This window comes from Pseudoduganella guangdongensis (genome assembly GCF_009857475.1).
Taxonomy (GTDB): Bacteria; Pseudomonadota; Gammaproteobacteria; order Burkholderiales; family Burkholderiaceae_D; genus Rugamonas; species Rugamonas guangdongensis.
Map to the genome: position 1 here is coordinate 268,670 of NZ_WWCJ01000006.1, position 23,217 is coordinate 291,886.

A 23,217-nucleotide genomic window follows, 5' to 3' on the forward strand; every position below is an offset into this window, starting at 1 on the left:
ACGCCCCTAAGGGTCGGAACCTGGTTCTCCGGTTTTACCGGTTTCACTTAACTCTAGCGGTTTTGCGGCAGCAAGCCGGCGATCGCGCCGAGCAGGATGTCTTCCTGGAACGGTTTGCCGAAGTAGGCGTTCACCCCCAGCTGCAGCGCATAGTTGCGGTGCTTGTCCGCCGAACGCGACGTGATCATGATGATCGGAATCTCGCGCGTCGCCTCATCGCCGCGCACATTGCGCGTCAAGTCGAAGCCGTCCATGCGCGGCATCTCAATATCCACCAGCATCAGCTCCGGCAGGCGATCCTGCATCTGCTCCAGCGCATCCACGCCGTCCTTCGCCAGCATCACGTGGTAGCCCTCGCGCTCCAGCAAGCGCTGGGTCACTTTGCGCACGGTCAGCGAATCGTCCACCACCATCACCGTGCCATGGGCACGGGTCGGGGCAGCCGGCTCGGCACCTGCCGCGCCACCCGCCGGCGCCGGGGCCGGCGTCGCGGCGGTGCGCGGCGCCAGTTCAGGATGCTGCGCCACATGCAGCTGCAACGCCACCGGATTCAGGATCAACACGATCTCGCCCGAACCCAGCACGGTTGCGCCGGCGATGCCCGGCATGCGTGACAGCTGCGGGCCGATGTTCTTGATCACCACCTCGCGGTTGCCGACGATTTCGTCGACATGCAGCGCGACGCGGTCGGAACCGTTACGCAGCATCATGACCGGCGAGGAGCGTTGCAGCAGCGGACGCGCTTCGCCGTCGCCGAGCAGGGTTGCCAGGTAGCGCAGCGCAATGTGCTGGCCGTGATGTACCACGGCGCCCTTGGAAGTCGCCTCCGCCAGCGCGCCCTCTTTCATCTGCAGCACCTGCTCCACCATCAGCGCCGGCACCGCGAAGGTGCGGCCGCCGGCGGCGATCAGCACCACCTGGGTGACGGCCAGCGTCAGCGGCAGGCGGATGGTGAAGCGCGTGCCCTTGCCAGGGTCGCTGAAGGTTTCCACGCGTCCGCCCAGGGCTTGCGCCTCGGACAGCACGATGTCCATGCCGACGCCACGGCCGGCCAGTTCGGTCAACGTGTCGGCGGTGGAGAAGCCGGGCTGGAAGATCAGGTTGGCCGCTTCGGCGTCGCTCACTTCCTGGGTTTCGCCAATCAGGCCGACGCTGCGCGCCTTGCTGCGGATGCGGTCCAGGTCGAGGCCGGCGCCGTCGTCGCTGAACTCCAGCACCACTTCGTTACCTTGCTGGCTCACTTGCACCAGCAGTTCGCCGGTTTCGCCCTTGCCATGCTCGACGCGGCGTTCGCGTTGTTCGATGCCGTGCACGATGGCGTTGCGCAGCAGGTGTTCGAACGGCGCGGCCATGCGTTCCAGCACGCTGCGGTCCATTTCCACACCGCCGCCACGAATGTCGAGGTTGACGCGCTTGTCGGTTTCTTTCGCACCCTGGCGCGCGACACGGAACAGTCGCTCGGAGATGCTGTTGAACGGCACCATGCGCACGCGCATCAGGTCGCGCTGCAGGTCGCGCGTCATTCGGGCTTGCTGGCCCAGGTCGCCGGAGGCGCTGTCGATGGAGCGGATCAGGCCTTCGTGGAAGGAGGCCACGTCGTTCACCGATTCGGCCATCATGCGGGTCAGTTCCTGCAGGCGGGTGAAGCGGTCGAACTCCAGCGGGTCGAATTCGCGTTCGCCGGCGATCGACATGCGGGAGGCGATCTGCGATTCGGCTTGCATTTCGACTTCGCGCAGCTGGCGGCGCAGGCGGTTCAAGTTTTCGTTGAAGTCGGAGACTGCGGTGCGCAGGGACCCTACTTCGTTTTCCAGGCGCGAGCGGGTGATCGACACTTCACCGGCCTGGTTCACCAGGCGGTCGAGGATGTCGGCGCGTACGCGCACCAGCGGCGATTTGGCGGCGCTGTCGGCGTCGTCTTTCGCTGCCGCCAGCGGCTTGGAGGCCAGGCGCGCGGCCAGGGCGGCCAGCGATGGCGTGGCGGCTGCGGCGCTGTCGGCTGCCTGCGGGGCTGGCTCGCCAGCCTGTTCGGCGGCGGCGGCGGCCTGGGCGGCGGCCATCGCGGCGGCGTAGGCTTCCGGGTTTTGCAGTTGTTCGAACAGCAGCAGGGCGTGGTCGTAGTGCGCCATCAACTCGTCGAACGAGTGCTGGGAGGCGCTGCCCGCATGCACCATGTTTTCGATGTGCGTTTCGATTTCGTGGGCGTGCTGGCCAAGGCGCATTGCGCCGGCCATCCGTGCACTGCCTTTTACTGTGTGCAGCACGCGCTGCAGGCTGTGGGCGTGGCTGAAATCGGTCGGCTTGGCGTGCCAGGCGCGCAGGGTTTCGCCAATCTGCGGCAGCAGGTCGGCGCCTTCTTCCAGGAAGACCGGCAGCAGGTCGGGGTCCAGCTCGTCGTGCAGGTCGGTCTGGCTGGCGCCCAGCAGGTGCGGGCTTTCTTCCAGCTCGACGACCTGCACTTCGCTTGGGGCGGCGTGGTCGAGGTCGACCGCGTCGTCGATCGCTTCGCCTGCGGCGGCTGCGGTGGCGTCGATGGCGTCGATCTCCATCGCTGCTTCGGCGGTCGCGGCGTCTTCCTCGGCTTGCAGGGCGCTTGCTTCGGCGTTGTCGGCCTGGTCGGCAGCGTCCACCGTTTCGGTGATGGTCTCTTCGGCGTCGTTGGCGGGGGCTGCGACGGCAGCGGAATCGGCATCGGCAGGCGCAGAGGCGGCTTCGGCGGCGGCTTCGGCGGTGCTGTCGACGGGCGGCACGAGGTGCAGCGCTTCGGCTTCGGGGGCGGCTTGTTGCAGCGCGGGCGCGTCGAAGGCGTCGTCAAAGGCGGCGTCGAACAGGTTGTCGATGTTCGCGTCCTGGGTGACGACTTCCTGCTTCGGCTTTTCCACGCGTTCCGGGGCTGGCGGCGGGTCGGCCAGCAGGCTGTGGTAGGTGTCGCTGAACAGGGCGTCCAGGCGCTCTTCCAGCACCTCCGTTGCCGGTTCGCCGACGATGCTGTCAAGGCGCGCGTCCAGCGCGTGGCCGGCTTCCGGCGGGTGCGCGAGGGTGTCGCGCAGCTTGTGCAGGGCGTCGATCAGCTCCGGTTGCTCGGGCGGCAGTTCGCCGGTGGCGAAGCTTTGCAGCATCTGCCGGATGCGTTCAATGGCGAAGTCGAACAGGTCGTGCTGGGCCTCGTCCAGGTGCGGGGCCGGGGCTTGCAGTTGCTGCAGCGTGGTCTCGAGCGCGTAGGACAGCTCGCGCAGCGGCTTGAAGCCGACCGTGCCGGAGGTGCCGGTCAGGGTGTGCACGGCATGCAGCGCTTCGGCATTGACCGGGCGCTGTTCGTGGCGCCATTCGCCGAAATCGCGCGAGAGCAGGCGTACCAGCTCGTCGGTTTCGGCCATGTAGATGTTGTACAGCGGCAGCGGGATCGCCAGGCGGCCCACGAATTTCATGTTGTCGTCCGCTGGCGGGGCGGGCGGGGTCGGCGCGGTGGCGCTAGGGAATTCGATGACGTTTGTTGGGCGCGTTGCGGGCGCTGCCTCTTCCTCGGGCTGCGCTGGCAGGGCGTCGAGGGTTAGTTCTTCAAGGATGAATGCGGCGGCGCCGGTCTCGGCGTCGGCGGCGGATGGCGCGGCATCGTCGGCGGCGTCGGTCTCTGCGACGGCGTCGCCGCCGACAGGCTCTCCGGCGTCGGCGTCGGCGTCGGCGGCGGGCGGCTCGGCGCTGGCGGATGGCGCGTCGGCGAAGGCGGCATCGGCTTCGGCTTCGGCTTCGGCGACAGGAAGTGGCGCGGCGGCTTGCGCGGTGGAGCCGGGATGCTCGAACGCCCCGCCCTCCTGCACGCGCGCGGCGGCGGCGACGATTGGCGCTTCGCTGCGGGCCGAGTGGCCGGTAGTCGCCAGTTCTTCAACCCATGCCGCCATTTCAGCGCTCGCGTAGTCGAGCAGTGCAAACAAGGTCTCGTTGCCGGCGCGTTCCTCGGCCAGCCACAGGTTCATCACTTTCTCGATCGCGTGGCCGCCGTCGCCGAAGCGGTTCAGGCCCACCATGCGGCTGCTGCCCTTCAGCGTGTGGAAGGAACGGCGCAGCATGGTCAGCGTGTCGACGCTGGAAATCTCGCTGTGCGGACGGGCCAGGGTTTCGCCGACAAAGGCCAGCACTTCCTGCGCCTCGCCGATGAAGATCTCCAGCAGTTCGGCTTCCACCGCCTCGTCGCCGGCGGCGGTGGCCTCCGGCACGGGTGCGGTCAGCACCGGCTCCGGCGCCGCTTCCGGCTCGGGCAGGGCTTCTTCCAGCACCGGGATCGACTCCGGGCCGGAAATCTTCTTGAACGGCACGGCGCGGAAGGTGCCATGCTCCGGGTCGAAGGTGAAGCGCTCGCGCGCGCCGGCCGGATTCTGCGCCAGCATGTCGACAAAGAAGCCCAGCGCGCCGACGTTCTGCGCGATCTCGTCCAGCGCTTTCGCTTCGTGCGCCGGGTCGGCGTTGCCGGCCGCCAGGCGCCCGATCTCGATCCGCACATGGGCCGCCGCGTTCATCGCATCATCCTGGTCCAGGATGGCGCAGGCGCCGTGCAGCTGGTGCAGCACCTTGTCCAGGTCCGCCAGTTCGGCGCGGTGCGCCGGGTCGGTGTAGTACTCGTCCAGCACCTTCTCAACCTGGCGCAGGCCGGTCTTCATTTCCAGCGCCAGCGCCACCACGGTGTCGTCCTCGTGCAGCTGGCGCGCCAGGCTGCCCTGCCACTGCGACGCCTCCGGCACCGCGCCGCCGACCTGCAAGGCCTGCAGGCGCGCCGCGATGGTATCGGCGTGGGCGTTGAAATCATCCGGCAGGTGGCGGATCTGGGCGATGCCGTGCTCCGCGAACAGCAGCGAAGTGGCCATCTCCAGTCCCAGCGCTTCGCTGCGGCCGGCGCCGGCGACCTTACGCGCCGCCTCCGCCAGTTGGCGCATCAGCGCCGCCAGCGCGCCCAGGCCCAGCTGGTCGCTGGCTGTCGCCACCCTGGCCAGCGCTTCGCCGAATTCACTCTCCAGCTCCGCGCTGGCGTCCTGGCCTTCCATGCGCTGCCAGGTCGAACGCGCCTGTGCAATGCCCTCGCGCGCCGTGGCCAGGGCCGCGTCGTCGATGCGGCCGTAGCGGCGTCCTTCGAAATCGTGCGGCACCATGCCGTCCAGCGCATAGCCGGCGCGCAGCTGGCGCGCCAGCGGCGGCAGGTGGGCCGGGTCGTTGGAGGCGATGAAGAACAGCGCCTCGCGCAGCACATGGTCCGGCAAGTCCGGCTCGCCGGCCGACAGGCGGCGCAGCTGCAGGTTGATCAGGCCGAACAGTTGTTTGACGTAACGGTTGCTCTCCTGCTGGCCGCCCACCACCAGCTCGGAGAAGGCCTGCATGGCGCGCCAGAACACGCGCGCCTTTTGCTCGCGCTGCTGGTCCGCCACATCGGTGATGGCCGCCTGCAGCGCCGCCGCATGGATCGCCTGGCTGGCGGCGTCGCCCGCTTTCAGGTATGGCAGCAGCGCGCGCTCGTAGCGCTGGCGCAGGGCTTTGTAATCAGGAGGGGCGCTCGGCACGCCCGCCGCCGGCAAGGCCGCCGGCAGCTCCGGCACGTGCGACACGTCCGGGAAGAACAGGTCGGCCGGGTGCACGCGGTCGATGCCCAGCAAATCCTGCACGTCGCGGAAGAAGGGGAACAGGCGCACCGGCTGGAACGGCGCGCCGGCCAGCAGCTCCTCCAGGAATTCCACCAGTGCCTGGTACATATTGGCCAGCAGCTGCACGTGGTCCGGCGTGCACTTCAAGGTGCCGTCGCGCATGCGGTCCAGCACCACTTCGGCCAGCTGCGTGAGCAGCGCGATGCCGTCCACGTCCACCATCTGCAGGGCGCCGTGCGCCTGGTGCAGGTGGGACTTGGCGTGCATCAGCGCCGTCGTCTGATCTTCCGGATCGCGCCCGCCGGCCTCGAACAACGCAGTGCGGGATCGGGCCAGCGCTTCACGGATTTCCCCCATGACCCAGGACAGCGGCCCGGTGTCGTATTGCGGCAAGGCGGTGAAGGAAAAATCAGGTTTGCTCATAGATTCAATAATTTAAGCCACAACTTAGGCGCCAATACGGAAGCGCGACACGGAGTTCTTCAGCTCCGAAGCCAGCACGGTCAGCTTACGCACCGACGATGCCGTCTGCTGGGTACCGTCCTGGGTTTGCTGCGTCACCTGCAGGATGTGCTGCATATTATGCGCAACGCCGTTGGCGGATGTCGCCTGCATGCCGGTTGCGTAGGAAATGCCCTGGATCAGCTCCGCCAGGCGGTCCGAAACCTGCGAGATGTCCTGCAGCGCGGTACCGGCCGCGTCGGACAGCTTGGCACCCTCCACCACGCCCTGGGTGGATTTTTCCATTGCCGCCACCGCGTCGTGGGTGTCGGTCTGAATGGTTTTCACCAGCGCGCCGATCTGCTTGGCCGCTTCCGCCGAACGTTCCGCCAGGCGCTGCACCTCCTCCGCCACCACGGAGAAGCCGCGGCCCGCTTCGCCCGCCGATGCCGCCTGGATCGCCGCGTTCAGCGCCAGCACGTTGGTCTGCTCGGTAATGTCGGAAATCAGCTCGGTGATCTCGCCGATCTCCTGCGACGATTCGCCCAGGCGCTTGATGCGCTTGGAGGTTTCCTGGATCTGCTCGCGGATCTCGTCCATACCCTTGATCGCGTTCTGCACCGCCGTCGCGCCCTGGCGCGCCGCCGCAACCGACTGGCGCGCCACGTCCGCCGATTCGGCCGCGCTGCGCGACACGTCGGTAATCTCGTTGGCCATCTTCACCACGGTGTTGGACGCGTCCTGAATCTCCTTCGACTGCGCCTGCGATGCGTTCAGCAGGTCGGTGGAGATGCCCTGCGCGTGGGTCGACGCCGCCGTCACCTGCTCGGCCGTCACCGTCACCCGGCCCACCAGGCCGCGCAGCTCTTCCACCGTGTAGTTAACCGAGTCGGCGATCGCGCCGGTAATGTCTTCCGACACGGTGGCCTGCACGGTCAAGTCGCCGTCCGCCACTTCCTGCAGCTCGTTCATCAGGCGCAGAATCGCGGCCTGGTTCTGCTCATTCATGGCCTTCGCTTCTTCTTCCTGCTGCTGCGCTTTCAGGCGCATGGCTTCCGCTTCCTGGCGGCGACGCTCGGAAGCGCGGCCCCGGTTTTGCGAATCAAGCAGCAGCACGCGGCCGATCGCGCCGGCGGACACCAGCGTCATCAAGAGGCCCACCACCATCAGCCAGAAGGCGATGCCGAGCGAGTCCTGTTCCTCGCGCAGCTTGCCCTGCAGGGTGGCGAAGCTGGCACGCACCTGCTCGTTCTCGGCGAACAGCAGACGTTCCGCGCTCTTGGCGGCGGAGAATTTTTCCAGACGGTCCAGAATGAACTTGACCAGCTTGTCGTAATCCTCGAAGCCCTTCTTCAGCGCCTGCAGGTTTTCACGCGTTTCGCTGTCGCTCACGGCCGGCAGGCCGAGCGCCGAGCTGCCGCCCAGGAAGCCGTCCACGGTCTGGCGGAACACGGTGGCGTCGCGCCCGAGCTGGAACGCGGTCTCGGACGAGGAAATGCCGCCCTCGGTCAGGAAGGTCGAGGCGCTGCGGCTCATGCGCTGGGTCAGCATGCCCAGCCGGCCCAGGGCCGCCAGCTCTTTCGGGCTGCCCCCCTGGCGCAGGCGCGCCTGCGTCACCTCCTCAGTCAGCGCCAGCAGGTCGGGCGACATGGCATTCAGCTTTTGCAGGGTTTCGTCGAGGCCGGCCAAGTCCCATTTGTACTTGGCGATGGTGGCCGCGGCCTTGTCGGAGGCTGACCACTTCTTGCGCGCATCGTTCAGCACCGGCAGCACCGAGCCGGGCGCCGAAATGATCGAGCGGCCGCCATAGCGGCCGCCGTCGGCCAGCACCAGCAAGGCGCGGTTCAGCTCATTGCGCGAATCTTCCAGCTGCGCCGTGGCGTCCTTATTGCCTTTAATCGCATTCGGCGCCGCCTTGCCGATACGCTGCGAGTGCATCAGCACGTCGGACGCGATCTGGGTACGGGTCGACGACACGCCGCTGTTGTACGCGTTCCACGCCACGAACAGCACCGACAGCATGATCGACACGCCCAGGGTGCTGGTCAGCAGGCTCAATTGACGCTGGCTCGGCAGGTGGCCGATCAGGGGCAGTTTGACGTTGGCCGCGCCCTCGCCCACCGCGCTGCTGCGCAAGCGCTGCAGCAGGCCGCGCACGCCGCCGGCATCGGCGGCGTCGGCCGCTGCGGCCGCTTCCGCCAGCGCCGGTTCGGCGACGGCTTCCGCCACCGCGGTGTTGCCATATTGCGAGTGGCTGAAACTGGAGAACTCCGAATTGGAACCCAGCTCAGCGCTGGTCTCCGGTGCGGAGCGCGAGAACCATTTAATTGCCATTACTACGTCCCCCGATAGCTTTTGATATTTTGGCGTCCGCTGGACAGCGGTGCGCGTTACAGGCCGATTTGCAGGAATCGTGCTTCGCGCACCAGTTCGGCCAGGTCCAGCCTGGTCCACACCTGCGCGTCACGGTCTAAGAATTGCTGGCTGCCCCACACGGGCAGCCGGCTGTCTGGTGCTTGTTGCTCCATCTCGTCCAGGTTGCGCAGGCCGAGCACGCGCCCGGCCAGGATGGCGCAATTGAAGCCGAGGTGGCCGGCAAAAGTCACCAGGCGGCTATCCGCCGCCGGTACGCTGCCGGTTTCGCCCATATAGCGGGCCAGGTCGACCACACCGACCAGGTTGCCGCGGATATTGGCCAGGCCCCGATACCAGTCCTGCGCCAGCGGCACCGCCGTCACAGCCTGGTAGGGCACGATTTCGCCGACCTGCGTCAGGTCCAGCAGGCAGCGTTGGCCGCCCAGCAGCACGCCCAGCTCGCGGCCGGAATTGCCGGTGCCAGCCTTGGCGGCCTGCATGCGTTCGAGCAGCGTCACCTGGTACTGGCGCAGGCGGCTGCGGCGTTCAGCGCCGGTCGGCGCCTGCTGGTCGATGGCCATGGCTTAACCGAGCGCGGCGATTTTCGCCAGCAGCTCGGCCGCATCGACCGGCTTGACCAGGTAGTCCTTGGCGCCCTGGCGCATGCCCCAGATGCGGTCGGTTTCCTGGTTCTTGGACGAGCAGATAAAGATCGGCACGTCCTGCAGTTCCGGATCCTTGGCGATGGCGCGCGTGACCTGGAAACCGTTCTGGCCAGGCATCACCACATCCATCAGGATCAGTTGCGGTTTGTCGGCCTTGATCTTGGCCAGGGCTTCTTCGCCGTTTTCCGCGGTGGACACGGTAAAACCGCTGCGCACCAGGATATCGGTCAGGTAGTAACGCTCGGTTGGCGAGTCGTCGACGATCAGGATTCGTTGAATGGCCATGCTTTGCCTCTAGTAATGCGAGTGTATTTTTTATGCGCTGGCGGCCGCCGTGTGCTCGCGCACCGCAGCCAGCAGGCTATCTTTGGTGAAGGGTTTGGTCAGGTAGGCGGCCGAGCCGACCATGGCGCCGCGCGCGCGGTCGAACAAGCCATCCTTGGAGGAGAGCATCAGGACCGGGGTGGAGTGGAACTTGGCGCTTTTCTTAATCAGCGCGCAAGTCTGGTAGCCATCCAGGCGCGGCATCAGGATGTCGCAGAAAATCAGGGCCGGCTGGTGATCGTTGATCTTGGCCAGCGCATCGAAGCCATCCTCGGCCAGCACCACCTGGTAGCCAGCCTGGGTCAGGAAAATTTCAGCGGACCGACGGATAGTGCTGCTATCGTCGATCACCATGATTTTCAGTCCAGTTCCTTGCGGCGTTGTCGTCATTTGGCAGAAGTTAACCTTTTAATCTTCGCTACGATAGCACAGGGGATTGGCCTGTGGCGGGATCTGCTGCTTAAAAGAAACACTTATTTAAATGACTACTTTGAAACACCTATTAGGTTAACGGAAACTCAATTGACACAAAGTTAATTCAGATGGCGACCATCTCGAAATCATCCTTGCGCGCGCCGCATTCCGGGCATGTCCAGTTCATCGGCACGTCGGCCCAGCGGGTACCGGGCGCAATGCCCTCTTCCGGCAAGCCGGCGGCTTCGTCATAAATCCAGCCGCAGATCAGGCACATCCAGCTTTGGAATTCCTGGCTTGGTTCAATGCTGCTCACGTTGAGTCATCCTCTAATAAAGTAAAATGCTGAATTAGGTATCTTAATCTACCCGCCGTGCAAAACCAAACATCTCCCCTGATCCTGACCTTTGGCGTGGCCGACCCGGTCGGCGCGGTTGGCGTGCATGCCGACCTGGCTGTGTTCAACGCCCTCGGCTGCCGTGGCCTGGCCGTCACCACCGCCCTGCTGGTGGGCGACAGCGCGCGCGTCGAGGAGCAGCAGCACGTCGATCCCGACATGGTGGCCGACCAGGCGCGCATGGTGCTGGAAGACGTGCCGGTGCAAGCCTTCAAGGTGGGCGCCGTGGACCACCTGGAACACGTCTCCACCATCGCCGAAATCATGTCCGACTACCCGGACGCGCCGCTGGTGCTCGACCCCTTTGGCAGCCAGCTGCCCGAGCACAGCGACGAGGACGACCCGGAAGAACTGCTGACCGTGCTGCGCCAGCTGCTGGTGCCGCAGGGCACCCTGCTCATGCTGTCCGAAGTCGAGCTGACGCGCATGGCCGAAACCTGGCGCGACCTGGGCAACGGCGAAACCATGGCCGACGACACCGAACACCTGATCGACCTCGGCTGCGAGTACGTGCTGGTCACCGGCAGCAATGCCGGCGGCGGCCAGCGCGCCAACACCCTGTACAGCGCCGACGGCGTGCTGCGCCACGATAAATGGCAGCACCTGCCGGGCCCCTTCGTCGGCGCCGGCGGCACCCTGTCGGCCGCCATCGCGGCCTACCTGGCGCTCGGCCTGGCCGTGCCGGAGGCGGTCGAACGCGCCGAGCACTACACCCATTTAACCCTGCTCCATGCCCAGCGCTATGGCATGGGCCGATTCGTCCCTAATCGCTTCTTCAAACCATGACCACTTCGAAAAACGACATCCTGTTTGAACGCGCCCAGAAATCCACCCCGGGCGGCGTGAATTCGCCAGTGCGCGCCTTCCGCTCCGTGGGCGGCACGCCGCGCTTCATCACCCGCGCCGAGGGCCCTTACTTCTGGGACGCGGACGGCAAGCGCTATATCGACTACATCGGCTCCTGGGGCCCGGCCATTGTCGGCCACGCCCACCCGCAGGTGGTGAAGGCGGTACAGGAAGCGGCCACGCGCGGCCTGTCCTTCGGCGCCCCGACCGAAGCGGAAATCGAGATGGCGGAGGAAATCTGCCGCCTGGTGCCGTCGATCGAACAGGTGCGCCTGGTCTCCTCCGGCACCGAAGCGACCATGAGCGCCCTGCGCCTGGCGCGCGGCGCCACCGGGCGCGACAAAATTGTGAAATTCGAGGGCTGCTACCACGGCCACGCCGACTCCCTGCTGGTGAAGGCCGGCAGCGGCCTGCTCACCTTCGGCAACCCGACCTCGGCCGGCGTGCCGGAAGACTTCGTCAAGCACACCATGGTGTTGGACTACAACAACGTGGAAGCCGTGCGCGCCGCGTTTGCCCAGTACGGCCAGGAAATCGCCTGCGTCATCGTGGAACCGGTGGCCGGCAATATGAACCTGATCAAGGGCACCCCGGAATTCCTGGGCGCGCTGCGCGAGCTGTGCACCGCGCACGGCGCCGTCCTGATCTTCGATGAAGTGATGTGCGGCTTCCGCGTCGGCCTGGGCGGCGCCCAGGAACTGTACGGCATCCAGCCCGACCTGACCGCGCTCGGCAAGGTGATTGGCGGCGGCTTGCCGGTGGCCGCCTTTGGCGGCTCGCAAGAACTGATGTCGAAGATGTCGCCGGTGGGCGCGGTGTACCAGGCCGGCACCCTGTCCGGCAACCCGGTCGCGGTGGCGGCCGGCATGACCACCCTCAAGCTGATCCAGCAGCCCGGCTTCTATGAAGGCCTGGCACGCAGCGCGCGCCGCCTGGCCGACGGCCTGACCGCCGCCGCGCAGGAAGCCGGCGTCACCTTCTGCGCCGACGCCGAAGGCGGCATGTTCGGCCTCTACTTCAGCGCCACCCCGCCCAACAACTACGCCGAAATGATGGCCGGCGACCGCGACAAGTTCAACGTCTTCTTCCACAAGATGCTGGACGAAGGCGTCTACTTCGCCCCGGCCGCCTTCGAAGCCGGCTTCGTCAGCGCCCAGCACGACGACGCCGTGATCGACGCCACCATCGCCGCCGCGAAAACAGTCTTCGCCAGCTTGTAATCAAAAAATGGGGTACGTCCCCATTTTTTTGTCCTAGCCCGAGACCGGCGCGTTGCTGAACGGCCGGGCGTCTAGCGGGATGGCGAGCAGGAAGGTGGTGCCCTGCTCGGCGGTGCTGGTGACGATGATGCTGCCGCCGTGGCTTTCGGCCACGCGGCGGGCGTAGGGCAAGCCGACGCCCCAGCCGTCCTTGCTGCCCGGGCCGTGGCGCGCGCGGCGGTAGACCTGGAAGATCGATTCCATATGCTCGGGCGGGATCGGTTCGCCTTCGTTATGCACTTCCACGTGCACCCGTTCGTCTCGGTTGAGCACCTGGAGCCGGATCGGCGTGCCCGGCGTGCTGTATTTAATGGCGTTCCCCAGCAGGTTCTCCAGCGCGCGCTGCAGCGAGGCGCGGCACCAGTGCCCCACCACCGGTTCAAATTCCACCAGCACTTGCGCGCTGCCGTGGTCCATCGCCTGCTGCGCCACCTCGTAGGCCAGCAGGGACAGGTCGAATTCCTCAATATGCAGCGGCAGCCGTTCGCCGCCTTCGAACACCATGCAATCGAGCAGGTCGCGCGTCATCGCTTCGATGCGCTGGGCGTTGGCGCTGATGCGCTCGGCCAGCTTGCGGATGTCGTCGTCCGGGGCGCGGTTTCCGAGCACCTGGGCGGCCATGGCGATGGTCGAGAGCGGGGTGCGCAAATCGTGCGTCAGGGCGGCGATGAATTGCTCGCGCAGCGCCGACTGGATCAGGGCAAACGCAGTCACGCTTTCGCGGATGGCGCTGTCGATGGAGGTGGCGATCGCTTCGCGCTGCTCGTGGGTCAGCACAATGCCGCCCTGGTGCAACACGCGGAACAAGGTCTGGCGAAACAGCTGGTATTCGCGGATCAGGGTGGTGGTGTCGTAACCGCTCAGGCGGGCCCGCTCGCCGCCGTGCTCCTGGGCGATGACCGCGACATCGACGCCGCTGGCGCGGTAGAACTCCGGCGTCAGCAGGCGCGCCAGCCGTTCGTAGAACAATGGCAGGGTATTGAGCAGGATCGGGTCGGGCAAGTCCCCCGCCTTGCACAAGGTTTGCCGCGCCAGTTGGGCCCAGACTGAGATCACCTGTTCGCGCACGGCCAGCATGGCCTCGGAAGAGGAAGACAAACCGGCTTCTGTCATGCACCCTCCGAAAAAGTGAATTGTGAATCGCAAGAATGTTCCGCTGTAACCTTGTTGTCAAGCTGTGCTGAGGGAATCGTGGCAAAATTACCAGAGTCACAACTATCGAGTAGGCAGACATGAGCTACCAATGGTTTCAAAAACTTAACCGGGAGCAGTGGTTCAGCGCCTTCGTCTAGATGGCGCTGGCGGGGCACTTCGCCGTGTTATCGCGGCCTGGGGGGCCAGGCGCCGCTGCCGGAGTGGCCGCTGCTGCTGGACCTGCTGCTGACTTTCCCGCTGGCTTACGCCCTGTTGTGCCGCCCGGGCTGGAAACTGTTTCTCAAGAAATGGGCCGGCATGCTCTTGCTCGGCATGGCGGTCGGCAGCTTTGCCATTCCCGACGCGTCGAAACAGGTGTGGCTGCAGATCGACCGTTTGCGCCTGGTGGCGCCGGCACTGCTGGCCATCGCCGAGCTGTGCCTGGCGGGCTGGCTCATCCTCGGCCTGCGCCGCGCCCCGCGCGCCGACCCGCACACCGACCGCCTGCTCGCCGCCAGCGCGCAGCGCTACTTTGGCCAGGGCGTCACGGCGCGCCTGATGGAATTCGAGGCGCGCGTCTGGTATTACGGCTTGCTGATGCGGCGCCCGCCGAAATTCGAAGGCGAACAGCACTTCATGACCGCCAAGGCGGGCGGAAACGCCAGCAATCAGATGGCCTGGATCGCGCTGATGGTGATCGACATCCCGCTCGTCCACCTGCTGCTGCACTACATCTGGTCGCCTACTGCGGCCTGGGTGGCGACTGCACTGACCGTGTGGGGCCTGCTCTACCTGGTCGCTGATTACCGTGCCACATTGGTGCGGCCGGTGTCGCTGACGGGCGAAGCTCTGCTGGTGCGCTGCGGCGCGCTGGCCGCCGATGTGGCGATTCCCTACGCGATGATCGCGTCCGTGCAGCGCGTGCCGTCCCCCCAGCGGCGCCTGAAGGGCAAGCGCTACTTCCGCCACCAGGGCGAGATGAATGTGGAGATCAGCTTGCGCGAGGGCGCAGCGCTGGCCACCCTGCTGGGCGGCGCCAAGCCGGCCACGCACGCCGTGCTGGGCGTGGATGATCCGGCGGGATTGGTGAAGGCGCTGGCGGCGCGGCTTACTTGAGCCAGCCGCGGCGGCGGAAATACATCAGAGGCGCGGCGGCGCTGACGATCATCAGGCCCCAGGCCCAGGCGTAGCCGTAGCCCCATTTCAGCTCCGGCATGAAATCGAAGTTCATGCCGTAGATGCTGGCGAACAGGGTCGGCGGCAGGAAGGCGACCGAGGCCACCGAGAAGATCTTGATGATCTTATTCTGGTTAATGTTGATGAAGCCGACGGTGGCGTCCATCAGGAAGTTGATCTTATCGAACAGGAAGGACGTGTGGCCGTCCAGCGATTCGATATCGCGCAGGATCTGGCGCGCTTCTTCGAACTGGTCGGAGTTCAGCAGGCGGCCGCGCATCAGGAACGACACCGCGCGGCGCGTGTCCATCATGTTGCGGCGGATGCGGCCATTCAAGTCTTCCTCGTGCGCGATGGCGCTCAGGGCGTCGGCCGCGTCCTTGTCGGTGAATTCTTCCTGCAGCACGCGGCTCGAGACTTCTTCCAGGTTCTGGTAGATGCCTTCCAGCGCGTCCGCCGAGTATTCGGCGTCGGTCGCGTACAGGTCCAGCAGCACGTCCATATAGTCTTCGATCGAGCCGGGGCGCGAGCGGGCGCGCATGCGCACCAGGCGGAATACCGGCAGGTCGTCGGTGTGCACCGAGAACAGCATTTTCTTGGCCAGGATGAAGGCCACGGTGACCACGCGCGAGGGGCCCTCGTCTTCTTCCAGCAGGAAGTCGGTGCGCAAGTGGAGGTCGCCGTTTTCCGCTTCGTAGTAGCGGGCGGAGGCTTCGATGTCCTTGACCTCGTCTTCGCCGGGCAGGATCACGCCGTAGATGGACTTGACCCAAGCGCGCTCGTCTTCCGTTGGATCGGTCAGGTCGACCCAGACCGGTGCCGCTTGCTCAAGGTCTTCGCGCGTCTCAATAGGCACCTGGTTGAGCCGGCCATTTTGTAAAACGAAAACATTGATCATGGGCAATCTCAGCCGGACAGGGTGTGGGTAGAGCGCGGGTTCTAAAAAACTTCGCAAGTGTACCCGTAAAGGGGTAGTGGCTGCCAGCCCTGAGGTGGCATTTTTTTAAACCGCGTTCGGGCGGTTTAGCGCGTAGCCTGCTCGATCGCGCGGTCGGTGGCGCCCTGTGGCGCTTCCGGTGCCGGCTTCGGCGGCGCTTTCGGCGCTTCGATGCCGCGCGTCTCGTGCACCTTGATCACGCTGCCCTGGTCGGCGCACTCGGTATTGGAAATAACGGTTTTGCCATGAATGACACATTTGCGCAGAGGCGCAGGGGCCGCTACTGCCGGCGTGACCGGCGCCGCCACTTGCGCCGCCTTGGCCTTGGCCTGGTTGAAGCCTTCCGCGAACAGGTTGCGGTCGTTGCGCATGGAGATCAGCGCGAACGCCGCCACCGCACCCAAAACGCCCATGATCAGCGCCACCGCGATCAGGCTGATTCCTTTTTGTCGTTTCACGGCAGCTCCGCGGAATTCATTCGTTGCATGATAATGCCGGTGCGGCGCGCCAGGTAGGCCGACTCGCGGTGGGCATCGAAATATTTTGGCCGGGGCAGCATGACGGCCAGGCGGGCCGCCTGCTCGGCGCCCAGTTTGGAGGCCGGGATGCGGTAGTAATGCCGCGCCGCCGCCTCCGCGCCGTAGATGCCGCGCCCGAATTCGGCCACATTCAGGTAAATCTCGAAGATGCGACGCTTATCCATCAGCATTTCCAGCATATAGGCGATGATCAGCTCCTGCCCTTTGCGCACATAGCTGCGCGAGCCGGACAGGAACAGGTTCTTGGCCAGCTGCTGGGTGATGGTGGAGCCGCCGCGGATCTTCTTCTTGCCCTTCTTTTCCTGGTTGTGCTCATACGCCTTTTGCATCGCCTCCCAGTCCACGCCTTCGTGGTCGGCGAAGTTGGCGTCTTCCGAGGCGATGATGGCACGTTTCAGATTCGGCGAAATGGCGCTGTAGTCGACCCACATCTGCTTCACGCGCGCTTTCGGGTTCTTCTCCTGCATCGCATCCTGCTGCTCGCGCATGAAGGCCGTCATGGTCGGGTTATGGTCCACCCACCACCAGATCTGCACGAAGAAGTACAGCTGCACGGCGAGGAAAATCGCCACCGGCACGATGATGAACCACTTCAGCTTCTTGATCATAGCTTGGCGCGCAACTGCTGCAATACCGGCCCCGTTTGCGGGCGCACGCCGCGCCACAAGTGAAAGGCTTCGGCGGCTTGCTCGACCAGCATGCCCAGGCCGTCGCGGGCGACGGCGCCGTGGCTGGCGGCGAATTGCATGAAGACAGTGGGCTGGGCGCCGTACATCATGTCCAGCGCCAGCGCGCCGGGGGCGAAGGCGCCGGCCGGCACGGGCGGCAAGTCGGCGCTCAGGCTGGCGGAGGTGGCGTTGATGATGATGTCGTAGGCGCCTTGCACCGCGGCGTAGCCGCAGGCGGACAACACGCCGGGGCCGGCCAGGGCGCCGAATTGTTCAACCAGCGCTTCGGCGGTGGCGACGGTGCGGTTGGCGATCACCAGCGCGGCGGGACGGTGTTCCAGGATCGGCAGCACGACGCCGCGCGCGGCGCCGCCAGCGCCCAGCAGCAGCACGCGCTTGCCGCTGATCGGCACGCCGGCGTTCTGTACGATGTCGGCGACCAGGCCGGCGCCGTCGGTATTGTCGCCGGTGATGCTGCCATCGTCGCCGAACAGCAGGGTGTTGACGGCACCCGCGGCCTGGGCGCGCACGGTCAGCGCAGTCGCCAGCTTGTGCGCCTCCAGCTTGAAGGGCACGGTGACGTTGGCGCCCTTGCCGCCGGCAGCGATGAAGGCCTGCACGGTGGCGGCAAAGCCGTCCAACGGCGCCAGCCATTTTTCATAAGCCAGCGGCTGGCCGGTCTGGGCGGCGTAGGCGGCGTGGATCTCGGGCGACTTGCTGTGAGCAATCGGGTTGCCGAAGACGCAGTACTTGTCCATCAGTTGCCGCCGCCAGTCAGGTTGGCTTCCATCTTTTCCTCGCGCGTGAACTTGAACGTGGTGATGATGACCCACAGGTCGTCGCGTTCGTTGGACAGCATATTCGGCGGGAATTTGCCGAACGGGGCCGAGCGGCGCACGATATTCATCGCCGCCTCGTCCAGCGCCGGGTTGCCGGAGCTGCGTTCGATGCGGATGCCGCCCTCTTTCATATAGATGGTGCCGTCCTGGAAGATCGGGATGTACAGCACCAGCTCGCCGTACATTTTCTTGCCGTTCTTCTGCGGGAAATTCAGGGTGCCGATCTCTTCCACGCGGCGCTGGAAGGTTTTGTAGTACATGGCATAGCCCACTTCACGCGTGCTTGGCGTGATCATGGTCTTTTTCGGGCGCTTGTTCTGGTCTTCGATGGTTTGCGTGATTTCGGCCACGCTGCGTGCCATCGCCTTGCTGCTTTCGATCAGGTCGGCGCCGGTGCGCAAGGGGTCGGTTTGTTTCTTTTCCGTCACAGGGGGCGCGGCGAGGTCGCTTTTGCGGGCCTGGGTCAGGAGGTTTTTCTGGCGTTCTTCCAGCTGCTGGATGTAGCGCTGGGCGGCCTGGATGCTCTCGCCGGTGTCCATGCGGCGCATGTCGGGCAGCGGGGATTTGGCGCGGCCGGCGTCGGCATTGCCGCCGCCGTCAAGGTTGGCTTGCGCCAGGGCGTCGGCCTTGAGCGGCTTGGCCGCGTGCTTGGCGTTGACCAGGATGACTTCCAGGCCGGGGTCGGTGGGCTCGACTTTGAACGCTTTGGGGGCGACGAAATGCACCATCAACGCCGCGGCGTGCACCGCTACCGATACGGCGGTGGCGATGACAAGGAACTGGTTTTCTTTGAAATACTTCACGCGCTGGATGTCTGGATGATGCTTTTGGGAATCTACATTCTACACAAACCCGGTACTGCGGGGTCGGACCCAAGGGTCAGACCCTTGGGTCCGACCCAGGTTTGCCGGGTCTACTGCGGCCCCGGCTCGGTCACCACCGTCTCGCTGGCGAGCGACGCTTCCTCGGCATCCACCTCGGTCGGCTGGGCCGGATCGGCTGGCGCCTCCTCTTCGTCCACCTCCGGCTCCGGTTCGGCCGGCAAGGTAATCGAGCCTTCCTGCAGGCGCGTTTCGATGGTCAGGTCCACCTCGTCCCAACGCAGCACATCGAGCTTGACGTGTGCACCGCGCGCAACAGCCGGCATGCCCGGCAGGCGCACGATCAGCGGAATTTCGGCCAGGCGCAGCACTTCATCCTTCAGCACCACCGCCTCCACCGCCTTGGCATCCTCCTGCCCCAGCCAGCGCAGGCACCAGTAGCGCTCCATATTCGACTGGAAGTCCGCATAGGCCGCATAGGCCGCGTCAAACGCCGACACAATCGCGAACAGGTTGGCATCCTTGTGCTTGAACGGCGCCACCATCGGCGCCGTCACGCCATGCGAGGCGCAGGCCAGGATCTGCCACTGGTTCACCAGGTCGGTGTAGCGGCGCAGCGGCGAGGTCGACCACGCGTACTGGTCCACGCCCAGGCCCTGGTGCGGCGCGGCCTGCGTCATCATGCGCACTTGCATCTTGGCGGCCCAGCCGCCCACGCCCTGGCCCTGGGTGCGGTAGATACCCGGCACGCCGTGGTCGTGCATCAGCTTGCCCCAGGTGCTGTTGGCGAAGATCATCAGCTCGGCCACGATCTTGTCCAGCGGCGCGCCGCGCTTGCGGCGGGAAATGGTGACCACATCGTCTTCCACGTAGAAGTTGAAGTCGACGCGATTGTTCTGCTCCGGCTTCAGGCCGAAAGCTTCGCGCTTGACCATGCGGCCCGCTTCCAGGTGCTGGGCCCAGCCCCACAGCAGGGTCAGTTCGGCCTTGCGCGGGTAGTCGCCCTCGCCGCTGGCCAGGGTTTCCTCGTTGACCAGGTCGTCCAGCGTGTTGTGGCGCAGGTTGTTGGCGATCGGCACCAGCTCGGCCTTGGTTTCGGTGGAAACCACCGACCAGTCGCTCGGGTCGAGCACGGCGTACAGCGACAGCGCCGGGCAGGTCTTGCCCTCAGCCAGGGTGAAGGCGTCGACAATGCTGTCCGGCAGCATGGTGATCTTGTCGCCCGGCATATACACGGTGGACATGCGGCCGCGCGCGATCTTGTCGATGGCGTCGTCCGGCTTGATGCCCAGGCCCGGCGCGGCGATGTGGATGCCCACGCGCACCTTGCCATCCGGCTGGTGCACCACGGAGAAAGCATCGTCGATCTCGGTGGTGGTCACGTCGTCGATCGAGAACGCTTCCACCGCCGCCAGCGGCAGGCCGGCCGGCGCGCTTGGCACCGGCAGCTCAGGGAAGCCGTGGCCTTTCGGGAAGTTCTCAAACAGGAACTTCGACATGTGCAGGTCTTTCGGCGACTTGATGCCGCCGGTCGACAGCATCAGGCGCGCCGGCGTGGTGTGCGCCTCGTTGGCGGCCTGCTCCAGCGCCTTGTATTCGATGGTGTTCTTGTCCGGCTTGAACAGCAGTTGCTGCACGATGTTCTGCATGGCGGCCGGCAGGGTGCCCGCCTTCAGCTCCTCGGCGTACTGGCCCTGGATGATGGCTTGCTGCTTCTTCTTTTCGATGCCGGCCAGCGCCGCTTTCAGGGTTTGCTCGGGCGCTTTCTTATAGCGGCCACGGCCCTTTTTGTGAAAGTAGATCGGGGCGGCGTGCAGGCTCAGGATCAGGCCGGCCGCTTCCGCTGCTTGCGGGGCGTGGCCGAAGTACTCGGCGCCCAGCTCGGCGAAGCCGAACTCCTCCTCGCCCGCCACTTCCCACAGGAAGTCCAGGTCGACCTCGGCGGCAATGGCCTTGGCCTGTTCCATCAGCTCAGCCGGGGCCGGCTTGTCGAACTGCAGCATCACGTCCTTGGTCTTGACCTTGTTGCGCTTGCCGCTGGCCATTTCCACCTGGTAGGCCTCGCCAGCTTGCGACAGCACGCTGCCTACTTTGAAATCGCCCGATTCTTCAAAAAATACATTCATTTCACATTGTTCCTGTGGAGCTTGAGCACCGGCGGCAGGAAAACCTCGGTCACAAGCAAAGTTCCTTCGCGGCGCTGGTAGAGACAGCGCCGCGCATACAGTAAAGCATCCGCCGGCACCTCGGCACCTTGCGCCGCCAGGGCGGCGCGGGCGCGCATGGCCAGCGGATGGGTCGCGCGCAAGCGCGCATAGTGCAGTTCGCCGCGCCGCACGCGCGGGTCGCCGAACAGGGTACTGCCGAGCGAGCGTTCGCCCAGGGCACTGAACAGCGGCCAGTCCGAGGCGTCGGCCGACATCGGCACCACCGTGTGGGCGAAGACGACAGGCGTATTATCACACCGCAGCAGCACTTCCCTCTCCCAAACGCGGCCGGGCCGGTGGTAGCCGATGGCATTGGCCTCGTCGGCCAGGCAGATTGCCGTGTCCTGGCGCAGCAGCTGCACGCGGAAAGCGTCGCTGTGCGCCTTGAGTTTGGCGGTCAGCGAACCGCCGCCGGTCAGCCAGTGGCGGTAGGGGTGCGGGGCGTTCGTCGCGAGCACGTGACCGTGCCAGTTGGCCTGGCGCAGCGATTGTCCTTTCATTTGACCCCGCAATACTCGAGCACCTCGTCGAGGTACTCGGCGTACTCGCTGATGGCGTGGTCGCTGCCCTGCACCACCTTCTGCCGCGCGCCGGCGTAGTGGGCCACCATGTCGCGGTAGTCCAGCACTTCATCGCCGGTGCAAGCGACCAGGAAGTAGCGCTGCGGGCGGCTCACCTGCGGCACGGCCAGCGCGCGCAGTTGCTCTATATATTCACGCTTGAATTCGAACGGTTCGTCCGAGTGGTAGGCGGTGGTGACGCCGACGTGCTGGTCCAGGTCGAGCATGGGCACCACGGCGGGGTTGAGCAGGACCGCGCGGCAGCCCAGTTGCTCCGCCATCCAGGTGGCGTAGTAGCCGCCCAGCGAGGAGCCGATGATGGTCAATGCGGCAGGGTCAACGCCGGCCACCAGGCCGCAGGCCAGCTCCATGGCCAGCTTCGGGCTGGCCGGCAGCTGCGGGCAGATGAACTCCGCCGCGCGGCCAAGTTCGGCCATGCGCTGCCCCGTCACCCGCGCCTTCATCGAGGACGGCGAGGAACGGAAGCCATGCAGGTACAAAATCATTGGGCCAGCGCCTCCAGCAGTTTCTGGTGGACGCCGCCGAAGCCGCCATTGCTCATCACAATAATATGGTCGCCCGGCCGGGCCGCCGCGACGATGGCCTTCACCATGATATCCAGGTCGTCGTAGGCGGAGGCGATGTCGCCCATGGTCTTCAGCGCATCGCCCAGCTTCCAGCCCAGGGCTTTTTCACTGCCGAAGCCGAACACCAGGTCGGCGTCTTTCAGGCTGCCCGGCAGCGCGTCCTTCATGGTGCCCAGCTTCATGGTGTTGGAGCGCGGCTCCAGCACGGCCAGGATGCGTCCCGCGCTGTCGGTGCCGCGCAGCTTCTGGCGCAGGCCGCCGACCGTGGTTTCAATCGCGGTCGGGTGGTGGGCGAAGTCGTCGTAGACGGTGATGCCGTTCACGGTGCCGCGCACTTCCATGCGGCGCTTGACGCTCTGGAAGCCGGCCAGGGCCTGGGCGGCGATCTCGATCGGCACGCCCACATGGCGCGCGGCGGCGATGGCGGCCAGGGCGTTGCTGCGGTTGTGTTTGCCGCTCAGTTGCCAGTTCACGGTGGCCGCCTTCGCGCCCTGGAAGATGACGTCGAAACTGCCATCGGCGTGTTCGGTCATGCCCCAGTCGGCGCCGTCGGCGCTGCCGAAGCTTTCCTGCTCGCTCCAGCAGCCGCGTTTCAGCACGCGCTGCAGGCTGGCTTCGTCGGCATTGGCGATGACGCGGCCGATGCCCGGCACGGTGCGCACCAGGTGGTGGAACTGGGTTTCGATGGCGCCGATATCGGGGAAGATGTCGGCGTGGTCGTATTCCAGGTTGTTCAGGATGGCAGTCTTCGAGTGGTAGTGCACGAACTTGCTGCGCTTGTCGAAGAAGGCGGTATCGTACTCGTCGGCTTCGATCACGAAGAACTCCGATTGCGCGCCGGGGCCGGTCAGGCGGGCCGAGATGCCGAAGTTCTGCGGGATGCCGCCGATCAGGAAGCCGGGCGCGTAGCCGGCGTGTTCCAGGATCCAGGCCACCATGGCCGAGGTGGTGGTCTTGCCGTGCGTGCCGGCCACGGACAGCACCCATTTATCTTTGAGGATGTGGTCGCCGATCCATTGCGGCCCGGAAACCATGGGCAGGTTGCGGTTCATGATCGCTTCGATCAGGGGATTGCCGCGCGAGACCACATTGCCGATCACGTATAGATCGGGGTTCAGTTCGATCTGCTCCGGGCCGAAACCCTGGATCAGCTCAATACCCTGGGCTTCCAGCTGGGTGCTCATCGGGGGATAGACGTTGGCGTCGCAACCCGTTACGCGATGGCCGGCTTCTTTTGCCAGGACGGCAAGTCCGCCCATGAAGGTGCCGCAGATGCCGAGGATGTGGATGTGCATGGTGGGGATAGAAAAGAATCAAGAACGGGATTTTACCTGATACAACCCGGTAAACCGGTGTCTGACCCACAGGGTCAGACACCGTCTACTCGTCTGCAAACGGCCAAAGGCTCGGAGAGCCTGGTT

Annotated in this window: 19 protein-coding genes; 3 read left to right on the forward strand and 16 right to left on the reverse strand. The window is 65.6% G+C overall.

Annotation, left to right across the window (positions count from 1 at the left end):
* Positions 1-53: 53 nt before the first annotated feature.
* The 6 genes from GTP41_RS10600 to GTP41_RS10625 form a co-directional block, all read right to left on the reverse strand.
* Positions 54-6,050 (reverse strand): hybrid sensor histidine kinase/response regulator, encoded by a 5,997-nt coding sequence (locus tag GTP41_RS10600; RefSeq protein WP_229502813.1) that lies wholly within the window; start codon positions 6,048-6,050, stop codon positions 54-56.
* Between the two features lie 24 nt (positions 6,051-6,074).
* Complete coding sequence (locus GTP41_RS10605) at positions 6,075-8,402, reverse strand: methyl-accepting chemotaxis protein (protein ID WP_161025545.1); 2,328 nt, start codon at positions 8,400-8,402, stop codon at positions 6,075-6,077.
* A gap of 56 nt (positions 8,403-8,458) precedes the next feature.
* A complete protein-coding gene (locus tag GTP41_RS10610) occupies positions 8,459-9,004 on the reverse strand; it encodes a chemotaxis protein CheW (protein ID WP_161025546.1) in 546 nt (181 codons plus the stop codon).
* A 3-nt stretch (positions 9,005-9,007) separates the two neighbouring features.
* Positions 9,008-9,373 (reverse strand): response regulator transcription factor, encoded by a 366-nt coding sequence (locus GTP41_RS10615; protein ID WP_161025547.1) that lies wholly within the window; start codon positions 9,371-9,373, stop codon positions 9,008-9,010.
* A gap of 30 nt (positions 9,374-9,403) precedes the next feature.
* Positions 9,404-9,802: a response regulator gene (locus GTP41_RS10620; RefSeq protein WP_161025548.1), complete on the reverse strand. Its 399-nt coding sequence runs from the start codon at positions 9,800-9,802 to the stop codon at positions 9,404-9,406.
* Between the two features lie 148 nt (positions 9,803-9,950).
* A complete protein-coding gene (locus GTP41_RS10625) occupies positions 9,951-10,103 on the reverse strand; it encodes a rubredoxin (RefSeq protein ID WP_028104578.1) in 153 nt (50 codons plus the stop codon).
* A gap of 96 nt (positions 10,104-10,199) precedes the next feature.
* Between GTP41_RS10625 and thiD the strand changes: the two genes are divergently transcribed.
* Both thiD and hemL read left to right on the forward strand, forming a co-directional pair.
* A complete protein-coding gene (gene thiD, locus GTP41_RS10630) occupies positions 10,200-11,009 on the forward strand; it encodes a bifunctional hydroxymethylpyrimidine kinase/phosphomethylpyrimidine kinase (protein WP_161025549.1) in 810 nt (269 codons plus the stop codon).
* Positions 11,006-12,289, forward strand: coding sequence for a glutamate-1-semialdehyde 2,1-aminomutase (hemL, locus tag GTP41_RS10635; RefSeq protein ID WP_161025550.1), 1,284 nt, complete (start codon positions 11,006-11,008; stop codon positions 12,287-12,289). The genes thiD and hemL overlap by 4 nt, the downstream gene beginning before the upstream one ends.
* Positions 12,290-12,322: 33 nt before the next feature.
* Here the strand turns inward: hemL and GTP41_RS10640 are convergent, their stop codons facing one another.
* A complete protein-coding gene (locus tag GTP41_RS10640; RefSeq protein WP_161025551.1) occupies positions 12,323-13,441 on the reverse strand; it encodes a sensor histidine kinase in 1,119 nt (372 codons plus the stop codon).
* A gap of 339 nt (positions 13,442-13,780) precedes the next feature.
* Between GTP41_RS10640 and GTP41_RS10645 the strand changes: the two genes are divergently transcribed.
* Complete coding sequence (locus GTP41_RS10645; protein WP_161025552.1) at positions 13,781-14,578, forward strand: hypothetical protein; 798 nt, start codon at positions 13,781-13,783, stop codon at positions 14,576-14,578.
* On the opposite strand, the gene corA is transcribed toward GTP41_RS10645, so the two are convergent.
* From corA to mpl, 9 genes are all read right to left on the reverse strand, one after another.
* Complete coding sequence (corA, locus tag GTP41_RS10650) at positions 14,571-15,536, reverse strand: magnesium/cobalt transporter CorA (RefSeq protein ID WP_161025553.1); 966 nt, start codon at positions 15,534-15,536, stop codon at positions 14,571-14,573. The two genes, GTP41_RS10645 and corA, sit on opposite strands and share 8 nt — an antisense overlap.
* Positions 15,537-15,661: 125 nt before the next feature.
* The gene (locus tag GTP41_RS10655; RefSeq protein ID WP_371867330.1) at positions 15,662-16,033 is read right to left on the reverse strand and encodes a DUF4124 domain-containing protein; all 372 of its coding nucleotides are present in this window, start codon (positions 16,031-16,033) and stop codon (positions 15,662-15,664) included.
* Positions 16,030-16,722 (reverse strand): monofunctional biosynthetic peptidoglycan transglycosylase, encoded by a 693-nt coding sequence (gene mtgA, locus GTP41_RS10660; RefSeq protein ID WP_161025554.1) that lies wholly within the window; start codon positions 16,720-16,722, stop codon positions 16,030-16,032. The genes GTP41_RS10655 and mtgA overlap by 4 nt, the downstream gene beginning before the upstream one ends.
* Positions 16,719-17,540: a shikimate dehydrogenase gene (gene aroE, locus GTP41_RS10665; protein ID WP_161025555.1), complete on the reverse strand. Its 822-nt coding sequence runs from the start codon at positions 17,538-17,540 to the stop codon at positions 16,719-16,721. Before aroE ends, mtgA begins: the two co-directional genes overlap by 4 nt.
* Positions 17,540-18,424 carry a TonB C-terminal domain-containing protein gene (locus GTP41_RS10670; RefSeq protein WP_371867331.1) on the reverse strand — a complete coding sequence of 295 codons (885 nt, stop codon included), beginning with the start codon at positions 18,422-18,424 and terminating at the stop codon, positions 17,540-17,542. Before GTP41_RS10670 ends, aroE begins: the two co-directional genes overlap by 1 nt.
* Positions 18,425-18,534: 110 nt before the next feature.
* Positions 18,535-20,568: an RNB domain-containing ribonuclease gene (locus GTP41_RS10675; protein WP_161025556.1), complete on the reverse strand. Its 2,034-nt coding sequence runs from the start codon at positions 20,566-20,568 to the stop codon at positions 18,535-18,537.
* Positions 20,565-21,149 carry a chorismate--pyruvate lyase family protein gene (locus tag GTP41_RS10680; RefSeq protein ID WP_161025557.1) on the reverse strand — a complete coding sequence of 195 codons (585 nt, stop codon included), beginning with the start codon at positions 21,147-21,149 and terminating at the stop codon, positions 20,565-20,567. The genes GTP41_RS10675 and GTP41_RS10680 overlap by 4 nt, the downstream gene beginning before the upstream one ends.
* Positions 21,146-21,715 carry a YqiA/YcfP family alpha/beta fold hydrolase gene (locus tag GTP41_RS10685; protein WP_161025558.1) on the reverse strand — a complete coding sequence of 190 codons (570 nt, stop codon included), beginning with the start codon at positions 21,713-21,715 and terminating at the stop codon, positions 21,146-21,148. Before GTP41_RS10685 ends, GTP41_RS10680 begins: the two co-directional genes overlap by 4 nt.
* Positions 21,712-23,091 carry a UDP-N-acetylmuramate:L-alanyl-gamma-D-glutamyl-meso-diaminopimelate ligase gene (mpl, locus tag GTP41_RS10690; protein WP_161025559.1) on the reverse strand — a complete coding sequence of 460 codons (1,380 nt, stop codon included), beginning with the start codon at positions 23,089-23,091 and terminating at the stop codon, positions 21,712-21,714. Before mpl ends, GTP41_RS10685 begins: the two co-directional genes overlap by 4 nt.
* Positions 23,092-23,217: the final 126 nt, after the last annotated feature.